Raw genomic sequence first — 19,811 nt, 5'->3', positions numbered from 1 at the left:
GAGGGGATTAGATGACTAGAGAAAAAATGAATCTTCCATTAATACCATTAAGAGGTTTGACTATTTTTCCTCAAATGGTAATACATTTTGATGTAGGTAGAGAAAAATCATTAAAAGCATTAGATGAAGCTATGTTAAAAGATCAAAAGATTTTTTTAACTTCTCAAGTAGATGCTAAACTTGAAGAACCTGACGAGAAAGATATTAATGTAATAGGAACGATTTGTAACATAAAACAAATACTTAAGTTACCGAGTGATACTGTTAGGGTTCTTGTTGAAGGAGAAGAGAGAGCGAAACTTATTGCTTATAATATGAAAGAGCCATATCTTGAAGCAGAAGTAGAAGTTATTAATGAAGAGGAGTGCGAAGATTTTACTGAATGTGAAGCAATGATGAGATCAGTAAAAAATTCTTTTGAAGAATACATAAGATTATCAAGCATTTCAGCAACTGAATCCTTTTTAAATATTGATGATATAGATGAACCAGGCGTATTTGCTGATGTTATAAGTTCATATATTAAAATGACAGAAGAATTAAAACAACAGATTTTAGAAGCTACTAATATTATGGATAGATTAGAAAAATTACTTGTAATATTAGAAAGAGAAATTGAAATATTAAAAGTAGAAAGAAAAATCGGACTAAAGGTAAAGAGCCAAATTGATAAATCTCAAAAGGAATATTTTTTGAGGGAAAAAATAAAAGTTATCCAAGAAGAACTTGGAGAACAAGATGAAGATAAACTAGAGATAGAAGAATATAAAAAGAAAATAATAAAAGCAAAGCTTCCTAAAGAGGCAAAGGATAAAGTACTTTATGAATTAAATAGGCTATCTAAAATAGGGTCTTTTTCAGCAGAAGGTGGAGTTATTAGAACATATCTTGACTGGATTTTAGAACTTCCTTGGAACAAGAAAACAAAGGAAAGTTTAGAACTAGATAAAGTAAGAGAAATTCTTGCATCTGAACACTTTGGATTAGAAGATGTAAAAGAAAGAATAGTTGAATATTTAGCAGTAAAAAAAATAAGTAAAACATTAAAAGGACCAATCCTCTGTCTTGTAGGTCCTCCAGGGGTAGGTAAAACATCAATAGCGAGATCAATTGCAAAAGCTGTGAATAGAAATTTTGTACGAATGTCTTTGGGTGGAGTAAGAGATGAAGCAGAGATAAGAGGACATAGGAAAACTTATGTTGGAGCCATACCTGGTAGAATAATTTATGGTATGAAAAAAGCAAAATCAAATAATCCATTGTTTTTATTAGATGAAATAGATAAAATGAGCAATGATTTTAGGGGAGACCCTGCAGATGCATTATTAGAAGTTTTAGATGCTGAGCAGAATGATACTTTTAGAGACCATTTTTTAGAGCTGGATTTTGATTTATCTCAGGTCATGTTTATTACTACGGCTAATAGGTTAGACACGATACCAAGGCCATTATTAGATAGGATGGAAATAATAGATGTTTCAGGTTATACATACGAAGAAAAATATAATATTGCAAATAATCATTTAATACCAAAACAACTAGAAGAGCATAGTATCAAAGATGATAGGATCACATTTTCAAATAGGGCAATATACTATATTATTGAAAACTATACAAGAGAATCTGGAGTAAGAGGTTTAGAAAGAAAGATAGCTACAGTTATTAGAAAGGCTATTACTGAAATAGTTGAAGAAGATAAAACAAAGGTCAATGTCTCTGTTAATCATGTTAAGAAATATTTAGGAGCAGAAATTTATAGTTATGAAAAAGTTGACAAAGTAGATAAAATTGGGGTAGTAACTGGATTAGCTTGGACTGGGTATGGTGGTGATACACTTCCAGTTGAAGTAATGATAATGTCTGGTAAAGGAAATCTACAACTTACAGGTCAACTTGGAGATGTTATGAAAGAATCTGCTCAAGCTGGATTTACTTTTGTAAGAGCTAATGCAGTTAAATATAATATTGATGAAGATTTCTATAAGAAATTTGATATCCATGTTCATGTTCCTGAAGGAGCTGTTCCCAAAGATGGACCATCAGCTGGAGTGACTATGATAACTGCAATGATTTCTGCATTAAGTGGTAGGAAGATACGGCATGATATAGCTATGACAGGTGAAATAACATTGACAGGAAGAGTGCTGCCAATAGGTGGACTTAAGGAAAAATCTTTAGCAGCTTATAGAGCAGGGATTAATACGATTATTATTCCTAAGGCTAATGAAAAAGATATAGAAAAAATACCAAAATCAATTATAAAAAAAATGAAGATAATAAAAGCAGAAAAAATAGATGAAGTACTAGAATATGCTTTGATAAAGGAGTAAGTGGATGTTAATAAAAAAATCAGAATTTTTAATCTCAGCAGTTAGTCCTTCACAATATCCAACAGATAATAAAACTGAAATTGCATTCGTTGGTAGATCAAATGTAGGGAAATCTTCATTGATAAATACTATATGCAATAGAAAAAAATTAGCAAAAACAAGTGGTAAACCAGGTAAAACTAGACTTATTAATTTTTTTACGATTAATGACCAGTTTTATTTTGTGGATTTGCCTGGATATGGATTTGCTAAAGTGTCTAAGGTTGAAAAAGAAAAATGGGGTAAAATGATTGAAAAATATTTAACTGACAGAATTCCACTTAAAAGAATAATTTTGTTGGTGGATTCAAGACATAAACCAACAAATGACGATATTGCAATGTATGAGTGGATAAAACACTTTGATTATGAAGCTATAATTGTTGCTACGAAAAGTGACAAATTGAAAAAAAGTGAATTAAATAAGAATAAAAAGATTATAAAAGAAACGTTAAATATTAGTAAGGAAGATAGATTAATATTTTTCTCAGCTTTGAAAAAGACTGGAATAGAAGAGATTTTAAATACTTTTGATGAGCTATAAGAATACTTGGACAATAAAATATGAATTTTAAAAACAGGATATTATAATATTCTGTTTTTTTTTTGTGTCAAAAAAAGAATTGCAAGAATAATATATATTAAACCAAAGATGATATAGAGATAATCGAAAAGAGGTGAAAAAATGGATTTATCGCAGATGAGTAATGTAATGTCACTATTGAACGGATTGTCAGGAAGTGGTATTGAAGGAATGTTAGGTGGAGGTGCAAAAGATAACAGTTGCGACTGTGGACAAGGGCATAAAAAACAAAGTTCTTTGTTCCTATTTATCTTAATATTACTTCTATGTTGCAAAGGTAAAAGAGGTTTAGGTGGTTCTAATTGCTATGGTAATTCTTGTGGACTTGGAAACATTTGTGGAATAGGAAACTCTTGTGGAATAGGAAACTCTTGTGGATGTGGCAAATTGAATTGTAATACTAAGTGTCTTGATGATTGCTGTTGCTTGAGAAGTAAAAAAGATAGAAAACGTTGTAAGAAACTCAAGAAGAAAATATCAAAAAGAAAACATGAATGTTGTGGATGTTCACCATGTTATGGATACAGAGGCCAATCAAGTTGCTTTGGAGGAAGTGGCTGTAGTTGGATAATAATCCTTATTGTAATAGGGTTGTTATGCTCTAAAGGTTGTAAAGGTGGCAGAGGAGGAGATTTATCAAGTCTTTTGAATTCACTAGGAGCACAAGATAATGATGAATTTGAAAAAAACACGAATTATGATGATGAGTTTTCAATAGATGCTTAAGGTGGAATAAGAGTAGTTAAACTAAAGCCCAGAAAGGGGAGGTAATTTTATGTCAAAATGTAAAAATAATTGTAGTTGTTGTGGTATTGACCCATGTAAAGTATGCTTGTTTTTATTAATATTATTTAGAGCAGGTATAATTAATCAAAATTCAGGATCAATATTAGTATTTATATTCTTACTATGCTGCGGACAAGGAGCTCAACAAAGTCTTTGCTGCAATAGATAAAAAGTAAATAATAGAATTATAAACTTGATTTAATGATTAACTAAAATTAAATATTAGATGGTAAACAAAAAACCATTGCCCGGAAGGGAGGGTTAAATATGTCAAAAAAATGTGGATATGATACAAATTGTAAATGCGGTGGATTTGACCCATGTAAAGTAGCTTTATTCCTATTAGTTTTATTTAGAGCAGGAATTATATCACCAAATACAGGTATTACGCTTGTGTTATTATTCCTACTTTGCTGTGGAGGAACTAGCTGCGGAAGTATATGTGGTAGATGCTAGATAGTTTAGAAACAGTTGATTAAAATTAGAATACATTAAACGAGGGCCCATGAGAGGGGGAATAGGAATGTCAAGTAGAGACTGTTGTTGTTCTGGAATAAATCCATGCAAAGTAGCTTTGTTCTTAATAATTTTAAAAAGAACAGGGATAATATCTCCTAATACAGGAACATTGTTAGTATATATTTTCTTACTTTGCTGTGGTCAAGGTTCTTCGCAAGGTATCTGCTGTTGTAACAGATAGAAATTATAGGAGGGTAAGATGCCCTCCTATTTATTTGAGGTGATATGAATGTCCAAACATAAACATCATAATAAAAACGTATATGAAGAGGGAAAGAGTTCTTTTGGCGTAGAAAATTTAGGTTCTGTTTTAGGGAATTTTGACTTAAGTAGTATTATGAATTTGCTTTCTAATGTAGATATTAACAAAGTTTTAGAAATAATAGCTAATATTTCATCAAAAGCAAATACCAATATAAATACTAATGGCGGTAACAATAATGGTAGTAATGATATGGTTTCAAGTTTGTTAAAAGTATTTAATTCTTCTATGGGTACAGGGGTAAATAAGGATAATAATCAATATAATGAAATGGAACAAGAAGATTTAGTTAACGATAGCGAAAATAATTTTGAGGATTTTAGAGAATTGATAAGTAAATTTAGTGATTATTATAGTAATTCAAGCAATGAAGAAGAGGATGGTTTTACGTTAGAAAACAACATTATAGATCCAGTTGAAGCTACTACTGAAAGCATAGATATGAGTATAAATATGAGCGCAGATGATGATAATATAATAAACTTGTTAAATGCAATTCAAAGACTTGCAACAGAGGAAGATATAGAAAAAATTCAGATTATAAAAAATAATTTACAAAATATCGAATAGTTTTAACAACAAGTGAATAAAAAGTTTGATAATGGATATATTATATAATGTATGTTGAGAGTAATGAGAAATCATAATTCTCAAATTATGCTAAAACCCCCCATCCCCCTTTATATGACCGCTTTTAGCGGTCATATTTTATGTTTATAACTTGGTTATGCTAATAATTTTATATGCATCATTATCTTTTGAGTATTCGTTTTTAAATATTATGGTGTAAATACAATGAATAAATTTATTGTTATTATATTGGCTTTGCTGTCTTAACATACAGGTGAATTCTATTTCACAAGGAATACCGTCGTTATTTGATTTCAAATCTTTAAAAAAACCATTTTCAAATATATAGGAATTATCATTTGAATTTAAACATTCAAGGGTATTTAAAGATTTTTGATTAATATTTTCTGAAATATTATTTTCTAGATATTTCTGGAATTTTTCTTTATCTTTATTAGTAACTACCGAAATGAATTGTGTAATAGAGTCCTTAATACTTAGTTCTTTATTATAAGTAAAAGGACTTAAACTATCATTTATGTAGACATAATTAGAAAAATTGATACTATCTTTGGAAATTATTCCAGAAATAATTTTAGGAGTTTTATTATTACTTATATCTAAAATTCCAAGAATATTGCCATATTGAGATAGTAAGTTGTTAAAATCATTATCATTAAAAGAAAATATATGTTGTATTGCTTTATTATCACTATTTCCTGCTTGATAAAGAATTTCTGGAATATTATCTCTGTTAATATCAATAAAATTCAATAAGGGTGGCCAATATTCTAATGAATTACCAAAACTATTCAAGTTTTGATGTGGTTCTAAGGAAATGCTATTTTTATTAGTATTTATTATAATTGAATATTTACCTTCATTATTCGTTATTATATTTAAAGTATCTTCATCACCATCACCGGTAAGGTCTAATTTATATGTATTGGTTTCAGAAACAAAAAAGGTATTTGTGAAAGTATCTTTAGTGGTAGTAGTTTTTAAATATACAATGAATAATAGTAAAATAAGTAAAAAAAGTAATGTGTAGATTATATTTCTTTTTTTTATAAATAGAACATTAAATTTCATCTTAATCACCTCTATACATTCTATGATGTATACAGCCAAATTATTTATAAAAATAAAAAAAGGCTTTCGCCTTAATTTAATTAGTTGTTGCAATTTTTGCAAATACCATAGAAATAAACTTGATTAGATAGTATTTCATAATCGGTATAATTTTTTATTGAATCATTTAAACTAGAATAAGAAACACCCATTATATCATCAACTTTTCCACAATGTATACATTGTATATGAGGGTGAGGTTCAACATTTGCATCATATCTAAAATTTCCTTCTCCAACGTTCAATTCTTGAACAAGCTTAACAGAGACTAGAGTTTTAAGAGCTTTATAAACTGTAGCTAAACTCATAGTTGGATAATCCTTTTGTAGGGCTTTGTAAATTGTTTCAGCGGAGGGATGCTCATTAGTAGATTTTAAGTATTTAAAAACTGCAATTCTTTGCGGCGTTAGTTTTAATTTTTTTTCTTTGAATATCTTCGTAATTTCGTTCATTGATACCATCCTTATATTATCCGTCTTCTTATTATTATATAATAAAAGTTATTAGCAGTCAAATATAATAATATTTATTTTTATTAAGATAATAATTTGAGTACTTTAATATAATTGTAAAGAGAGGGGGGATTTTTTGAGAAAAACTTATGTATTAGACACAAATGTTATACTTTATTCTCCACAAGCAATTTATGGATTTGATGATAGTAATGTTATTATTCCAGAGGTAGTGTTAGAAGAATTAGACAATTTTAAGAAGAGTAATAATGAGTTGGGTGCAAATGCTAGAAAAGCTGCTAGATTAATTGATTCACTAAGAAAAAATGGTAAATTAAATGAAGGGGTAAAATTATCTAATGGTTCTATTTTAAGAGTAGAGATGAATCATTATGATGCTAAAATTCCGTTCCTGTGGGATAAAGAAAAAGCGGATAATAGAATTATTCAAGTATGTAAAGGTCTTAAAGAAAAAGGGGAAAATGTTTATTTAATAACTAAGGATATTTTTGAACGAATAAAAGCTGATACAGTAGATATTAACGTTGATGATTATAATGAGAAAAAAGTACCTGAATATGAAAGTCAATATTCAGGTAGAAAAGAAATATATATTGAGGAATTAGAATTAAATAGATTTTATCAAAATAAAGGGTTAGAAATAAAAGATTTAACAATATTTAATTATAAAAGTGGAGCTCAAGAGGAAGTAAACTTATATATTAATCAATTTTTGATAATTAGAGCAATTCAAAATCCTAAACATACAGCCTTAGGAAAATTTGATGGTGTTAGAATATTACCTTTATTTTATAAAGACCAAATGCCATTAGGGATAACACCTAGGAATGTTGGACAGAGGTTTATGCTTGAAGCACTTTCATGTGATGCTAAGGAGATACCTCTTGTTATTATAAAAGGACCAGCAGGAACAGCTAAAACATTGTTTTCGCTAGCAGTTGGACTTCATAAAATAATAGAGGTATCAAAAAAACAATATAGAAGGGTTTTAGTATGTAGACCTAATATAACTATGGACGAAAATATAGGGTATTTGCCAGGGTCAGAACAAGAAAAAATAGCTCCTTATATGAGACCAATAATGGATAATCTTGAGATATTAATTGATTCAAATGAAAGAGAAAGATATAAAAATGAAAGAGAATTAGCAGATAAGATACAAGAATTATTTGATAGAAGAATAATTACTACAGAAGCTGTTGCATTTTTAAGAGGGAGGTCAATAGTGAAAAACTGGGTAATAGTAGATGAAGCTCAAAATTTGACTCCTAAGCAAGTTAAAGCTATAACAACTAGGGTGGGGGAAGGTACTAAATTAGTTTTAGTTGGAGATCCTGAACAGATAGATCATCCATTCTTAGATTATAGGTCAAATGGACTATGCTATGCATCGGAAAGAATGAAAGGAAGTAAACTTTGCAGCCAAGTTACATTAAAATATGATGAGTGTGAGAGATCTCCATTAGCATTTGAAGCGTCTAAAAGGTTGTAATTCTAAGGCAAGGTACAATGCACAATTGAAGAAGATTTTCTTGCCAGTGGTAAGAAAATCTTTTATTTAAGTAAAGATTCTTAGAAGAATGAATTGAAGGATCTTTGAGTACATTGTTATTAGAATTAAACTAAATTTTTTTAAAATAGAAACTTATATGAAATTATTTTTATTATGTAAGAAAAATAAGATGAATAAGGAAGTATTTATAGTGTATTTATAGTAAAATAAACTATAAATACTTATAAAAGGAATGATTGAATGTTTGATGATTTACTAAAATTAAAATTTGTAATTCTTCTTTATGTTACTTTGAGTTTTATTGAAGTTAATAATATTAATAGAGATGTTTTTATCATTTTGATTTTACTGTATATCTTCTTTGATTTGATGATTTCTTTAGTAGAGAATAATAAGCTGAAAATTATTTTTTTTATAGCATCTAGTGTTGTTATAATTGTTTCTTATAATTTTTTATTTGAAGGATTTATACTATTGTTGCCTATAAATATTTATGAAGTACTAAAGTTTTTTAAGATTAAGATATACTGGGGTTTAATAGTAAATACGATAATTTTGTTTTACATAAATACTGTTTATTATAAAGAGTATTTAATTCTTATATTAATTATTTATACATATATAAATATTAGTATAAAGTTAAATACTATGGAAACAATTTATGAAGAAGAAATATATAATTTAAAAAAGAAACTAGCTAAATTGAATAATAAACTTAATAAAAGTTACGATTATCAGGAAAATTTAAAATATTTAACAAGGATAGAAGAAAGAAATAGTATTGCACAAGAAATACATGATAATATTGGACATGTTCTATCAGGGTCTATAATGCAATTAGAAGCAATTAAAATATTGATTAGTAGGGATGAAAAAAAAGCTGAAATTATGATAGCAGAAGTAATAAAAGTAATGAGAGAAGGTATGGAAAGTGTAAGAGTGACACTTAAAAATATAAAACCTCAAAAGGAAGAGTTAGGTATTAATAGACTCAAAATGATGATAGCTACTTTTGAAACTAAAAGTAATATACATACATCATTAAATTATTATGAGTATGAAATTGTTAAATTATCTTATATAGAATGGAAGTTAATATTTGATAATCTAAAAGAGATTATGACAAATGCAATCAAATATTCAAAGGCTAAGAATTTACATATTGAAATAAAGGAATTAAACAAATATTTGAAACTCTCTTCAAAAGATGATGGAGTAGGGTGTATGAATATTACAAAAGGATTAGGACTAGGAGGAATTGAAGAAAGGGTTCTAAATCTAGGTGGAAAAGTGATAATTGATGGATTTGATGGATTTTCAATTATTATATTGATTCCTATAAAAGGAGATAGGTGTAATGAATGCTAAAATAGCAGTTCTTATTGCGGATGATGATTCTTTAATTAGAGATAGTTTGAAAATAATACTTAACTTAGACAATGAAATAGATGTAGTCCAAACTGCAGTAAACGGTAGAGAGGCTGCAGACGTATGTAGAAAGTATAAAATAGATGTAGCTTTATTAGATGTAAGAATGCCTATAATGAATGGAGTGCAAGCTATTAAGGAGATAACTAAGAACACTAAAACTAAAACTTTGATTTTAACAACTTTTGATGAGGATGCATATATAAATGAAGCTTTACAGAATGGAGCAAAGGGATATTTGCTTAAAAATAATTCGCCAGAGATTATAATTAATGCCATTAAGGCAGTTAATGGAGGAAATATAGTTCTTCAAGATATTATTATGGATAAGTTTAAAAAAGGACTGAATACAAATAATTTTGTAGAGAATTATGATTTTTCTAGTAGAGAAAAAGAAATTATAAAAGAGGTGTCAGAAGGATTATCTAATAAAGAAATAGCAGGTAAACTATTTATTTCACAAGGAACTGTGAAAAATTATATTAGTGGTATTTTGTCAAAGACAGGATTAAAGCATAGAACACAGATAGCTATATATTACCTAACAAAGTAGCCAGGTTGGCTACTTTGTGTTTTTTTAAAATATTACTTTAGTCATATATTAAAATGACTTTATTGACTAAAAAAAATAAAAAATAAGTATAGAATATAAATATAGAGTTTAACAGCGAAGACTTTATGGGATAATTTTTAGGAGGTAATAATTTGAATATAGTTGAAATAAACAGCTTGTATAAAAAATTTGGAAATGTGTGTGCAGTTGATAACATTAGTTTACAAATACGAGAGGGAGAAATTTATGGTTTGCTTGGGCCAAATGGTGCTGGCAAAAGTACTACAATAAATATTCTTTGTAGTTTACTTAAAAAAAACAAAGGCGATGTTAAGATTTTAGAAAAAGATATAGAAAGACATTCAAACTTTATAAAAGGTAATATTGGATTGGTTCCTCAAGATATTGCAATCTATGAAGATTTAACGGCTTACGAGAACGTTAAATTTTTTGCATCGCTTTATGGGATAAAAGGAAAGATGCTAAAAGAAAGAACTATGGAGGCATTAGAATTTGTAGGATTACAAGATAAATTTAAAACTTATCCAAAATCTTTTTCAGGAGGTATGAAGAGGAGATTGAATATAGCTTGTGCTATTGCCCATAGGCCTAAATTAATTATAATGGACGAACCGACTGTAGGAATAGATCCTCAATCAAGAAATCATATTTTGAATTCTGTTAAAAATCTACAGAAAATGGGTTGTACAATTATTTACACATCTCATTACATGGAAGAAGTTGAGACTATTTGTACAAGAATAGGGATTATTGATCATGGGAAGTTAATAGCAGAGGGAACAAAAGAAGAATTGAAAGCAATAGTAACAGAAAAAAATGTATTAAATGTAAGTGTAAGAGATAGTGAAGAGATAAATATTGATGAATTGAAAATGGTAGTTGGTGTAGAGGATATTAGAATTAAGGACAATATGATTACTATATATAGTAATAAAAAATCAAATAATTTAGATAAGTTAGTTTTATTCTTTACTGAGCATAGAATTGAAATTAAAAATATTTTCACAAAACAACCAGATCTAGAAGCAGTTTTTTTAGCTTTAACTGGAAGAAAGCTAAGAGATTAGGAGGAGTTTATGAGAATAATTAGTCTGATTATAAAAGGTATAAAGCAAGATTTAAGAGATAAAAGATCAATGGCATTAATGATAGCGTTGCCTATAGTTTTAATGGTTATTTTAGGTGCTGCCCTGTCAGGTACTACATCAAATGCAGGGGATAATATATCTGTAGATGCTATTTATTCGATTGATGGCAGTGGAACTAATAAGGAAACTTTTATTGATTTTATAAATGGATTTGAAGAAATGGGAAACGTTAATTTTACAGAAGTAGAAGATGAAATAATAGCAACTAATTTAATTAAAAATCTAGAATACTCATGTTATATTAGATTTGATTCAGAAAAGAATATTTTGACTTTGTATAAAAACGATAGATACTCATTGAGTGCTAGTATTGCAGAAAGCATTTTTAGGACATATGTTCAACGGTATAATGTGATTACAGAAATAGTAGCTTTTAATCCTAAAGTGATTAGTGAAATAACAAATGAAGAAGATATAACTTATACTGAAGTGGTTTCTTTGAATAAAAAAGTTAAGCCAAGAGCAATTGATTATTATGGCATTACTATGACAACTTTAATAATATTGTATGCCTCATTAATAGCTGGTTTTAATATGAGAAAAGAAGATTATATGAATACAAAATCAAGATTACTTATTAGTCCCATAAGTAAAAGCGAAATTTTTATCGGAAAAACAGTAGGTACATTTTTATCATCAATGGCTCAAGTATTTGTAGTAGTATTATTTAGTAAATATGTTTTGGGTGTTAATTGGGGGAATAATATATCCATAGTTGTAATTTTGATTTTATCAGAATTATTAATGGCGATATCATTAGGAACAGGTGTAGGGCTATTAGTATCTAGTGAAGGTGCTTTAAATGGAATACTTCAAACTATAATACCTTTTATGGTTTTCTTAGGTGGAGGATACCTTAATATAGATATGTTTAATAGTGAACTAATTTATAGAATTAGTTGGATTTCGCCAGTAAGGTGGATGAATAGTACCTTATTTAATGTTATCTATAATAGCGATATATCCGGTGTAGGAATAACAATTGGTATCAATATCTGTATAGCAATATTTTTCTTGGTTTTATCATCACTATTGTTTAGAAAGGAGAATGTTAAATGAACAATATATGGTTAATATTTAAGAATAGTTTAAAGCTGTTGTTTAGTAAAAAAATCAATATTTTTACGTATATATTGTTACCTATATTGTCGACTTTTTTGATAATAGTAGTATTTGGTAGTGGGGATTCTACAAAGTTGACTATGGGAGTAGTCAATAATGATAAGAGTGATTTATCTGACGATATGATAGACTACTTAGAAGAAACTGAAATTTTCAAGAAGAAAGTAATAACTGAAGATGAAATCGAAGATAAGGTTATAAATGGGGAAGTTACATTTGTGTTATCTATTGGAGAAAATTTTGAAGAAACAATATTAAATGGGCAAAAAACTAATGTTGAAATAATATCAATAAAAGGTAAAGACGCAACGATATGGGTTGAGAATTATGTTAATTATTATATTAGAAATCTAAAAGATATTGAAATTGCTACAGAAGGGGATAAAAATGATTTTTATAGTATTTATGAAAATCAGAAGGATGGAGATCTTAAATTTAGTGCTGAAAAATTAAAAGATCAATATACTGATAAAACAGTAGGTAGGCAGGGAATAGGTTTCTTTATAATGTTTATATTATATGGAGCTGCTAACACTGCTAATTTAATTTTAAAAGAAAGAAGAGAAAGAACTTATCAAAGGATTTGTACTGCGCCTGTTACTGCGAAAGAATATATACTAGGAAATATGCTTGTAAATCTTTTTATTATTATAATTCAAATTTCATCGGTAATGTTATTAATAAACTTAATGGGCATAAATATATTCATTAGGGGTATTGATTTATTTATAGTATTAGTACTATTTGGTTTGTGTGCTATAGGTTTAGGAATGATAATTATGGCTTTTTCTAAATCATCAGCGGAGTCGGGAAATTTGTCGACATTATTGATTGTACCAACATGTATGTTGGGCGGGTGCTTTTGGGAAGTAGAAGTCATGCCCAATTCAGTTCAGAGAATTTCAGATTTTATGCCACAGAGATGGGCTATAGATGCACTGGATAAATTACAACAGGGCAAAAGTTTTTATGATATAAAATTGAATTTATTAGTACTTTTAGTTTTTGCACTTGTTTTCTTTGCAATAACTGCAAGTAAAATGAAAAACACAGAAAAAACAAGTAGCTTTATGTAAAAGCTGCTTGTTTTAAAGAGTTGTTGATATGAATTTATGCTTATTAAAGAATTTTCAATTAAGTTTAAGATGTTGCGTAGTAAAATAATCATTATAATCTGAACTGTGAACTGTGAACTATATACTATATGTCTTTGCATATGGCTTTTTAACTCTAAATAAAGTATAATGATAATGCGTAAATATAGATTTATGAACAGGAGTGAAAATAGTGAGATTAAGAAAAGATTGGACAGCTAGGCCTACATTAGAAGCTAGTGGAATGTTTAAATCCTTAGATGAAGCAAAAGAATTGAAAGGAAGATGGAGTGGAGAATTTAATAATTCAAATGATATTATTTTAGAGTTAGGTTGTGGCAAAGGACAGTTTTCAAGAGGAATAGCTCAAAGGTATAATGAAAAAAATATTATTGCCATAGACTTAAAAGATGAAGTTTTATATAAAGCGCTATTAAAACATCAAGAAGCTGAAATAGAAAATATCAGGCTAGTAGCTATGAATATTATGATGATCAATGAAATTTTAGATAAAGATGAAATAAGCAGAATATATATAAATTTTTGTAATCCATGGCCCAAGGACAGACATAAAAAAAGAAGATTAACTCATAATACTTTTCTTGAAAGGTATAAGTTGTTTTTAAAGATGGGTTCAGAAATTTGGTTTAAAACTGATGATGATGAATTATTTGAAGAATCACAAGAATACTTTAAGCAAAGTGGTTTTGAGATTAAATTTATGACTTATGACCTTCATAATTCTGAGTACAATGAGCAAAATATTAAAACAGAGTATGAAGAGAAATTTATGGAGATGAATATAAAAACAAAATTTTTGATAGCAAAATGGAATTAATTTGATTTAAATTAAGTTTATACATTATATAGTAATAGTATTAAAAAAATATTAAAAATAATGATATGAATAAAGATATATTTTAGCAAAGTAGAAATATGGAGTTACCACTTAAACTATTAACTTATACGTGCACAAAACTCATTAAATAATTGAGAATATGAGCAAGTATAAATTAAATTTTATTTTGGCAACTTTATATTTCTTTTTTTATTTGAAAAATGTATATATATTTGAAATTTTGAAAATAATAATATTGAAGGAAGGTGAGAATGTGGAAAAGAAAGAAATAGTAGGTATTAAAAAAGATAATAAAGGTGAGATTATTGGGTATAAATTAGATGATGATAGATTAGTAAGTAAGGTAGAAGCAGTGGAACTAGCAAAACAAGGTGAGATAAAAGGAGTTACTATAGCTACTTCTAAACTAGGTGAGGAGTACTTAAGGAGCAATCCTGATAGTAGTAGAGGTAACAATTTAGATAATTTACCAATAGTAATTGATAACTTGATGATATAAATTATAAAAAAACTTTTTAGTTTGCTAGAAAGTTTTTTTATGTTAATGCTTTTATTCTTTTGTTAGAAATAAATTAATAAAAGTGAATAATTGAGAATTTTAAAGCTGTTTTTTTAGTAAATAAGTATTCAGAATTATATATTTGTTCATAATATTTAATATTGTTTACAATAAACAATAGACACATCACAATTTACACTTGACAATATAACGTTTTCATAATAGAATTGAAATATGGATATACGGTTTTTGTCGAAAGCGTATAAACTAAAATAATTTATTAATCAGGGGGTAATTGAATTATGAAAAAAATGATGGTATTGTTATTAACTTTAGCAATGGGTACAAGCTTGTTAGTTGGTTGTGGGTCAAATGCAAATAATAATGCAGATGCAAACGCAGCAGAAAATACTAATAATGCAGCAGAAGAAACAGAAGATGCAAAATCAATGGCTGATTTAAAAGTTGGATTTGCTCAAAGTGGAAATCCTAACCCATGGATGGTTGCTTTAACAGAAAGTATGGAAGATGAAGCAAAATCACAAGGCGTTAATTATGTTTACACTGATGCAAATGATGATATGGCAACTCATGTAGCAAATATAGAAGATATGTTAGCACAAGATCTTGACGTTTTAGTAGTAGCTCCTATGGAAAACACTGGTTTAGAAGGCGTTTTACAAGAAGCAGCAGATGCTGGTGTTCCTGTAATAACAGCTGGTAGAACTACAACTGGTGAATATGTAACAACAGTTTATTCTGATCAAGCTTGGGAAGGCGAAAGATGTGCTGAGTTAGCTGCTAAAGCTGCTGGAGAAGATGCTAAAATAGTTGAACTTAGAGGAATTGAAGGAACTTCTTCTGTTGAAGGAAGAGCTGCCGGATTTAGAAAAGTTATGGAAGAGCAATTCCCAGATATGGAGATAATAGCTGAGCAAACTGCTAACTTCTCTAGAACTGAAGGATTGGACGTTATGACTAATATCATTGAAGCTCAAGGTGCAGAGAATATAGATGTTGTATTCTGTCACAATGATGAAATGGGACTTGGTGCAATTCAAGCAATTAAAGATGCTGGACTTACTCCTGGTGAAGATATATATGTAATATCAATTGATGGACAAAAAGAAGCTTTAGATGCTATCGTTGCTGGAGAAATGTATGCTTCAGTTCAATGTTCACCAAAAATGGCTCCAACAGTATTTGAAGTTATTGAAAAAGTAGTAATCAATGGTGAAACTGTAGAAGATGAAACTATAGTTCCAGACCAAATTTTCACTGCTGAAAATGCAGCTGATAGTTACGATTTAGCATTCTAGTTTAAAAATAAGAATATAACAATCAAATATATTAGCACAGTTTCTGTGCTAATATATTGTTATTTGCAACAATTTTTACAGGGAGGGACTAAAATGGAAAAAGATATATTGTTACATATGAAAAATATTAGCAAAATATACCCAGGGGTAAAAGCTTTAAATGATGTAGAATTGAAAGTTTCTCGTGGTAAAGTACATGCTTTGATGGGCGAAAATGGAGCGGGAAAATCCACACTTATTAAGGTGTTAACAGGTGTTGTTGCAAAAGATGAAGGAGAAGTAATTTTTGATGGTAATAAAATTGAAATTAACTGCCCTACAGATGCCAATGACAATGGTATAAGCACAGTGTATCAAGAACTTGATTTGATTCCAGAATTAAGTATTTGTGAAAATATATATTTGGGAAGAGAAATTAAAAAAAGAGGTTTTATAGACTGGAAAGAAACAGAAAAAAGAGCAACAGAAATAATGACATCTATGGGTATAGACGTTAATGTAAAGGATATTTTATCAAGTAAAAGTACAGCAATACAGCAAATGGTTTCAATAGCGAGGGCTATTTCCATAAATGCTAAACTTGTAGTATTAGACGAGCCAACGTCATCACTAGATGCCTCAGAAGTTGAGATTTTATTTAACGTTATACGAGATTTAAAGAAAAGAGATATAGCTGTTATTTTTATTACACATAGATTAGAAGAAGTATTTTCAATGTGTGATGAGATGACAATTTTAAAAGATGGAGAACTTGTTGCAACATCAGATGTTAAAGACATTACAAGATTAGAAATGGTGTCTAAAATGATTGGTAAAGATGCTTCAAGTGTTGTTTCATACAGAAAGAGTTATGATGAAAGTAAAATCCAAGATGATTCAATCATCAAGGGCGTAAATATAAATTCAAAACCTAAAGTTAAAAACCAGAACATTGACATTAAAAAAGGTGAAATACTAGGACTTGCAGGACTTTTAGGATCAGGTAGGACTGAATTAGTTAGGCTAATATTTGGGGCTGATTTAATGACTGATGGGAAACTTGAGATCAATGGTAAAGAACAAAAGATTAATTCGCCGAGAGATGCTATAAAAAATCATATCGCATTTTGTTCAGAAGATAGAAAGTCAGAAGGAATTATTCCGTATATGTCTGTAAAAGAAAATATTACAATATCAATTTTACCAAAGATATCAAAATGGGGTATTGTAAATAAAAAACAACAAGATGAAATAGTAGATAAGTTTATTAAGGCACTAAAAATAAAAGTATCAAGCCCTAACCAAACTATTAGAAGTCTTAGTGGTGGTAATCAGCAAAAGGTTTTACTTGCTAGATGGTTATGTGCAAACCCTGAATTGCTAATTTTGGATGAGCCAACAAGAGGTATAGATGTAGGTGCTAAAAAAGAAATTTTGGATTTAGCAGAAGGTCTTGCAAAAGATGGAATTAGTGTTTTAGTAGTATCTTCTGAATTAGAAGAACTTGTTCAATTATGTGATCGCGTGCAGGTTATAAAGGATGGTTCTACTGTTGGACAACTTAAAAATAATGAGATAACTGTTGATGCAATTATGAATAATATTGCGCATGGTTTGAATTAATTTTGGAGGATAATATGGAAAGTAAAATTACTAAAAAAATAGATAATAAGCGAATTTTGGATATTCTTATTGATTATTCACCAGCAATAGTATTGGGTGTCATTCTGTTAATTAATATTATTATTACTCCTAATTTTATGAGTGTTAGTACATTTAGAAATATTTTTATTCAAGTAACTTCAGCGTTGTTAGTTGCCCTTGGTATGACTTGGGTAATTGCATCAGATGGTATTGATATTTCAGTAGGGGCAGTAATGGCATTAGCTTCAATGGTTTCAGCTAAACTAATAGGATTAGGTGCATTTCCTGCTATAATGATAGGACTTATGATAGGAAGTTTATCGGGAGTTGTTGCAGGAACAATTATTGCAAAGTTTAAGATACAACCAATTATTGTAACAATACCATTAATGATTGGCGTTAGAGGTATAGCACAAATAATTAACGATTCAAAGATTTTAAGATTTAGCTCCGATGCTTATGTGTTTTTGGGTAGATATAGAATATTTGGACAAATACCAATTCAGATTCCAATAATGATAGTTATTGTAGGTGTTATGTATTTTATAACTAATAAGATGACTTTTGGTAGAAAAATACAAGCACTTGGAGATAATAAAAGGGCTTCTCAATTAGTTGGAATAAATACTACTAAAGTTATAATAGTGATTTATGCTACTTGTGCATTTCTGGCTAGTATTGCTGGAGTTATTGAAACAGCCCGCATATCTGCTTCAGATGCAAATATTTTAGGATCTATGATTGAGCTTGATGCAATAGCGGCAGTTGCAATTGGGGGGACACCTATGACAGGTGGAAAGCCTAATATTGTAGGGACAGTTTTTGGGGCTATTATTATTCAGATAATTACTACTATGGTAAATATGAATAATATTCCTTTTGAATATTCTCTGATTTTAAAAGCAATAATAATTATTCTAGCATTATGGGCTCAAAGATTCTTGAAGAGTAAAAGGTAGGTAGAGATATGAAAAATAATATAAAAAATAAATTTAACTACAAAAACTTTGTAAAAGAAAATAACGCATTATTTATTTTCATACTGTTATTTATTTTTGCGGCTATAAATTATGATGTATTTCTTTCGAAGAAATTCGTAACAAATCTTATTCTACAAAATACAATGATTGGATTTTTAGCAATTGGAATGACTTTTGTAATAATAGCAGGAGGCATTGACCTTTCAGTTGGTCCAGTGCTTGCTTTAGTAGGGGTAGTTGCTGCTAGACTTAGCAGTTATAATATATTGATTGTTATAGTAGCTTGTGTGGGTCTTGGAATACTTTTAGGATTATTAAATGGATTTTTGGTTGTTAAACTAAAAATAGTACCGTTTATAGCAACCTTGTCTACAATGATAGGTATTAGAGGATATATTCATTTAACGACTGGTAGTAAATCAGTTCCAACAACAGGTAGTACAGATGCATTTAAAGCAATATCAAAAGGAGAAATTATACCAGGGTTACCAAATGCTATTTTAATATTTGTAATAGTGCTTATAGTAGGAATAATTGTACTTAAATACACAAAGTTTGGTAGACATTTATATGCAGTTGGTGGTAATGAAGATGCTGCAAGAATGATGGGTATTAATGTGAATAGAACTACCATGGTAGCATACGCTGTAAGTGGAATGATGGCAGCAATTTCAGGAATTGTTATGACATCTAGACTAGGCTCAGGACAATATACTGCTGGAGATGGTTGGGAAATGTATGCAATAGCATCTGCAGTAATTGGTGGTACATTGATAACAGGTGGTAAAGGTAAGTTGCAAGGGACTTTGTTTGGTGTCTTGATACTAGGTATCATTAGACAAATTTTTAATCTACAAGGAAATTTAAATACATGGTGGCAAAATATCGCAACTGGAGCAATTTTGTTAATTGTAGTTATTGTTCAATCAAGATCACAAAAGAAAAAAGCTTAATTAATT

At 28.9% G+C, this 19,811-nt stretch carries 21 protein-coding genes; 19 read left to right on the top strand and 2 right to left on the bottom strand.

The features are described from left to right. Positions 1–11 precede the first annotated feature (11 nt). The 7 genes from lon to ACVHXK_RS02210 all read left to right on the top strand — a co-directional run bounded on the left by lon (position 12) and on the right by ACVHXK_RS02210 (position 5,089). Positions 12–2,330, top strand: coding sequence for an endopeptidase La (gene lon, locus ACVHXK_RS02240; RefSeq protein WP_461204724.1), 2,319 nt, complete (start codon positions 12–14; stop codon positions 2,328–2,330). 4 nt (positions 2,331–2,334) lie between these two features. Next, entirely contained in the window at positions 2,335–2,913 is a 579-nt protein-coding gene (yihA, locus tag ACVHXK_RS02235; protein WP_461204723.1) for a ribosome biogenesis GTP-binding protein YihA/YsxC, read from the top strand. A 141-nt stretch (positions 2,914–3,054) separates the two neighbouring features. Further along, positions 3,055–3,678, top strand: a complete 624-nt coding sequence (locus ACVHXK_RS02230) for a hypothetical protein (RefSeq protein WP_461204722.1) — start codon at positions 3,055–3,057, stop codon at positions 3,676–3,678. Positions 3,679–3,727: 49 nt separating this feature from the next. Next, the gene (locus ACVHXK_RS02225; RefSeq protein WP_461204721.1) at positions 3,728–3,907 is read left to right on the top strand and encodes a hypothetical protein; all 180 of its coding nucleotides are present in this window, start codon (positions 3,728–3,730) and stop codon (positions 3,905–3,907) included. A 98-nt stretch (positions 3,908–4,005) separates the two neighbouring features. Continuing rightward, positions 4,006–4,194, top strand: coding sequence for a hypothetical protein (locus tag ACVHXK_RS02220; protein ID WP_461204720.1), 189 nt, complete (start codon positions 4,006–4,008; stop codon positions 4,192–4,194). Between the two features lie 67 nt (positions 4,195–4,261). Further along, positions 4,262–4,438 (top strand): hypothetical protein, encoded by a 177-nt coding sequence (locus ACVHXK_RS02215; protein ID WP_461204719.1) that lies wholly within the window; start codon positions 4,262–4,264, stop codon positions 4,436–4,438. A 48-nt stretch (positions 4,439–4,486) separates the two neighbouring features. Continuing rightward, positions 4,487–5,089, top strand: coding sequence for a hypothetical protein (locus tag ACVHXK_RS02210; protein WP_461204718.1), 603 nt, complete (start codon positions 4,487–4,489; stop codon positions 5,087–5,089). Between the two features lie 144 nt (positions 5,090–5,233). On the opposite strand, the gene ACVHXK_RS02205 is transcribed toward ACVHXK_RS02210, so the two are convergent. Together ACVHXK_RS02205 and perR are read right to left on the bottom strand one after the other, a co-directional pair. After that, positions 5,234–6,181 carry a hypothetical protein gene (locus tag ACVHXK_RS02205; RefSeq protein ID WP_461204717.1) on the bottom strand — a complete coding sequence of 316 codons (948 nt, stop codon included), beginning with the start codon at positions 6,179–6,181 and terminating at the stop codon, positions 5,234–5,236. An 80-nt stretch (positions 6,182–6,261) separates the two neighbouring features. Continuing rightward, complete coding sequence (gene perR / locus ACVHXK_RS02200; RefSeq protein WP_461204716.1) at positions 6,262–6,672, bottom strand: transcriptional regulator PerR; 411 nt, start codon at positions 6,670–6,672, stop codon at positions 6,262–6,264. A 136-nt stretch (positions 6,673–6,808) separates the two neighbouring features. On the opposite strand from perR, the gene ACVHXK_RS02195 reads away from it, so the two are divergent. The 12 genes from ACVHXK_RS02195 to ACVHXK_RS02140 all read left to right on the top strand — a co-directional run bounded on the left by ACVHXK_RS02195 (position 6,809) and on the right by ACVHXK_RS02140 (position 19,805). Then, positions 6,809–8,185 (top strand): PhoH family protein, encoded by a 1,377-nt coding sequence (locus ACVHXK_RS02195; RefSeq protein ID WP_461204715.1) that lies wholly within the window; start codon positions 6,809–6,811, stop codon positions 8,183–8,185. A 261-nt stretch (positions 8,186–8,446) separates the two neighbouring features. Further along, positions 8,447–9,574, top strand: coding sequence for a sensor histidine kinase (locus ACVHXK_RS02190; protein ID WP_461204714.1), 1,128 nt, complete (start codon positions 8,447–8,449; stop codon positions 9,572–9,574). Continuing rightward, positions 9,564–10,187, top strand: coding sequence for a response regulator (locus ACVHXK_RS02185; protein ID WP_461204713.1), 624 nt, complete (start codon positions 9,564–9,566; stop codon positions 10,185–10,187). The genes ACVHXK_RS02190 and ACVHXK_RS02185 overlap by 11 nt, the downstream gene beginning before the upstream one ends. A gap of 152 nt (positions 10,188–10,339) precedes the next feature. Then, positions 10,340–11,275, top strand: coding sequence for an ABC transporter ATP-binding protein (locus ACVHXK_RS02180; RefSeq protein WP_461204712.1), 936 nt, complete (start codon positions 10,340–10,342; stop codon positions 11,273–11,275). A 9-nt stretch (positions 11,276–11,284) separates the two neighbouring features. Beyond that, entirely contained in the window at positions 11,285–12,415 is a 1,131-nt protein-coding gene (locus ACVHXK_RS02175; protein WP_461204711.1) for an ABC transporter permease, read from the top strand. Further along, positions 12,412–13,554: an ABC transporter permease gene (locus tag ACVHXK_RS02170; protein WP_461204710.1), complete on the top strand. Its 1,143-nt coding sequence runs from the start codon at positions 12,412–12,414 to the stop codon at positions 13,552–13,554. Before ACVHXK_RS02175 ends, ACVHXK_RS02170 begins: the two co-directional genes overlap by 4 nt. A gap of 211 nt (positions 13,555–13,765) precedes the next feature. Beyond that, entirely contained in the window at positions 13,766–14,410 is a 645-nt protein-coding gene (trmB, locus tag ACVHXK_RS02165) for a tRNA (guanosine(46)-N7)-methyltransferase TrmB (RefSeq protein ID WP_461204709.1), read from the top strand. A gap of 274 nt (positions 14,411–14,684) precedes the next feature. Beyond that, positions 14,685–14,930, top strand: coding sequence for a DUF3892 domain-containing protein (locus tag ACVHXK_RS02160; protein WP_461204708.1), 246 nt, complete (start codon positions 14,685–14,687; stop codon positions 14,928–14,930). Positions 14,931–15,232: 302 nt separating this feature from the next. Next, positions 15,233–16,249, top strand: coding sequence for an ABC transporter substrate-binding protein (locus ACVHXK_RS02155; RefSeq protein ID WP_461204707.1), 1,017 nt, complete (start codon positions 15,233–15,235; stop codon positions 16,247–16,249). 93 nt (positions 16,250–16,342) lie between these two features. Further along, the gene (locus ACVHXK_RS02150) at positions 16,343–17,851 is read left to right on the top strand and encodes a sugar ABC transporter ATP-binding protein (protein WP_461204706.1); all 1,509 of its coding nucleotides are present in this window, start codon (positions 16,343–16,345) and stop codon (positions 17,849–17,851) included. 14 nt (positions 17,852–17,865) lie between these two features. After that, on the top strand, positions 17,866–18,831 hold the full coding sequence (locus ACVHXK_RS02145) for an ABC transporter permease (protein ID WP_461204705.1): 966 nt from the start codon (positions 17,866–17,868) through the stop codon (positions 18,829–18,831). 8 nt (positions 18,832–18,839) lie between these two features. Beyond that, on the top strand, positions 18,840–19,805 hold the full coding sequence (locus tag ACVHXK_RS02140) for an ABC transporter permease (protein ID WP_461204704.1): 966 nt from the start codon (positions 18,840–18,842) through the stop codon (positions 19,803–19,805). Positions 19,806–19,811 lie beyond the last annotated feature (6 nt).

This window comes from Clostridium sp. DL1XJH146 (genome assembly GCF_054819755.1).
Note: the sequence above shows the minus strand (reverse complement) of the source record. Positions and strands in the feature narration are given on the sequence as shown.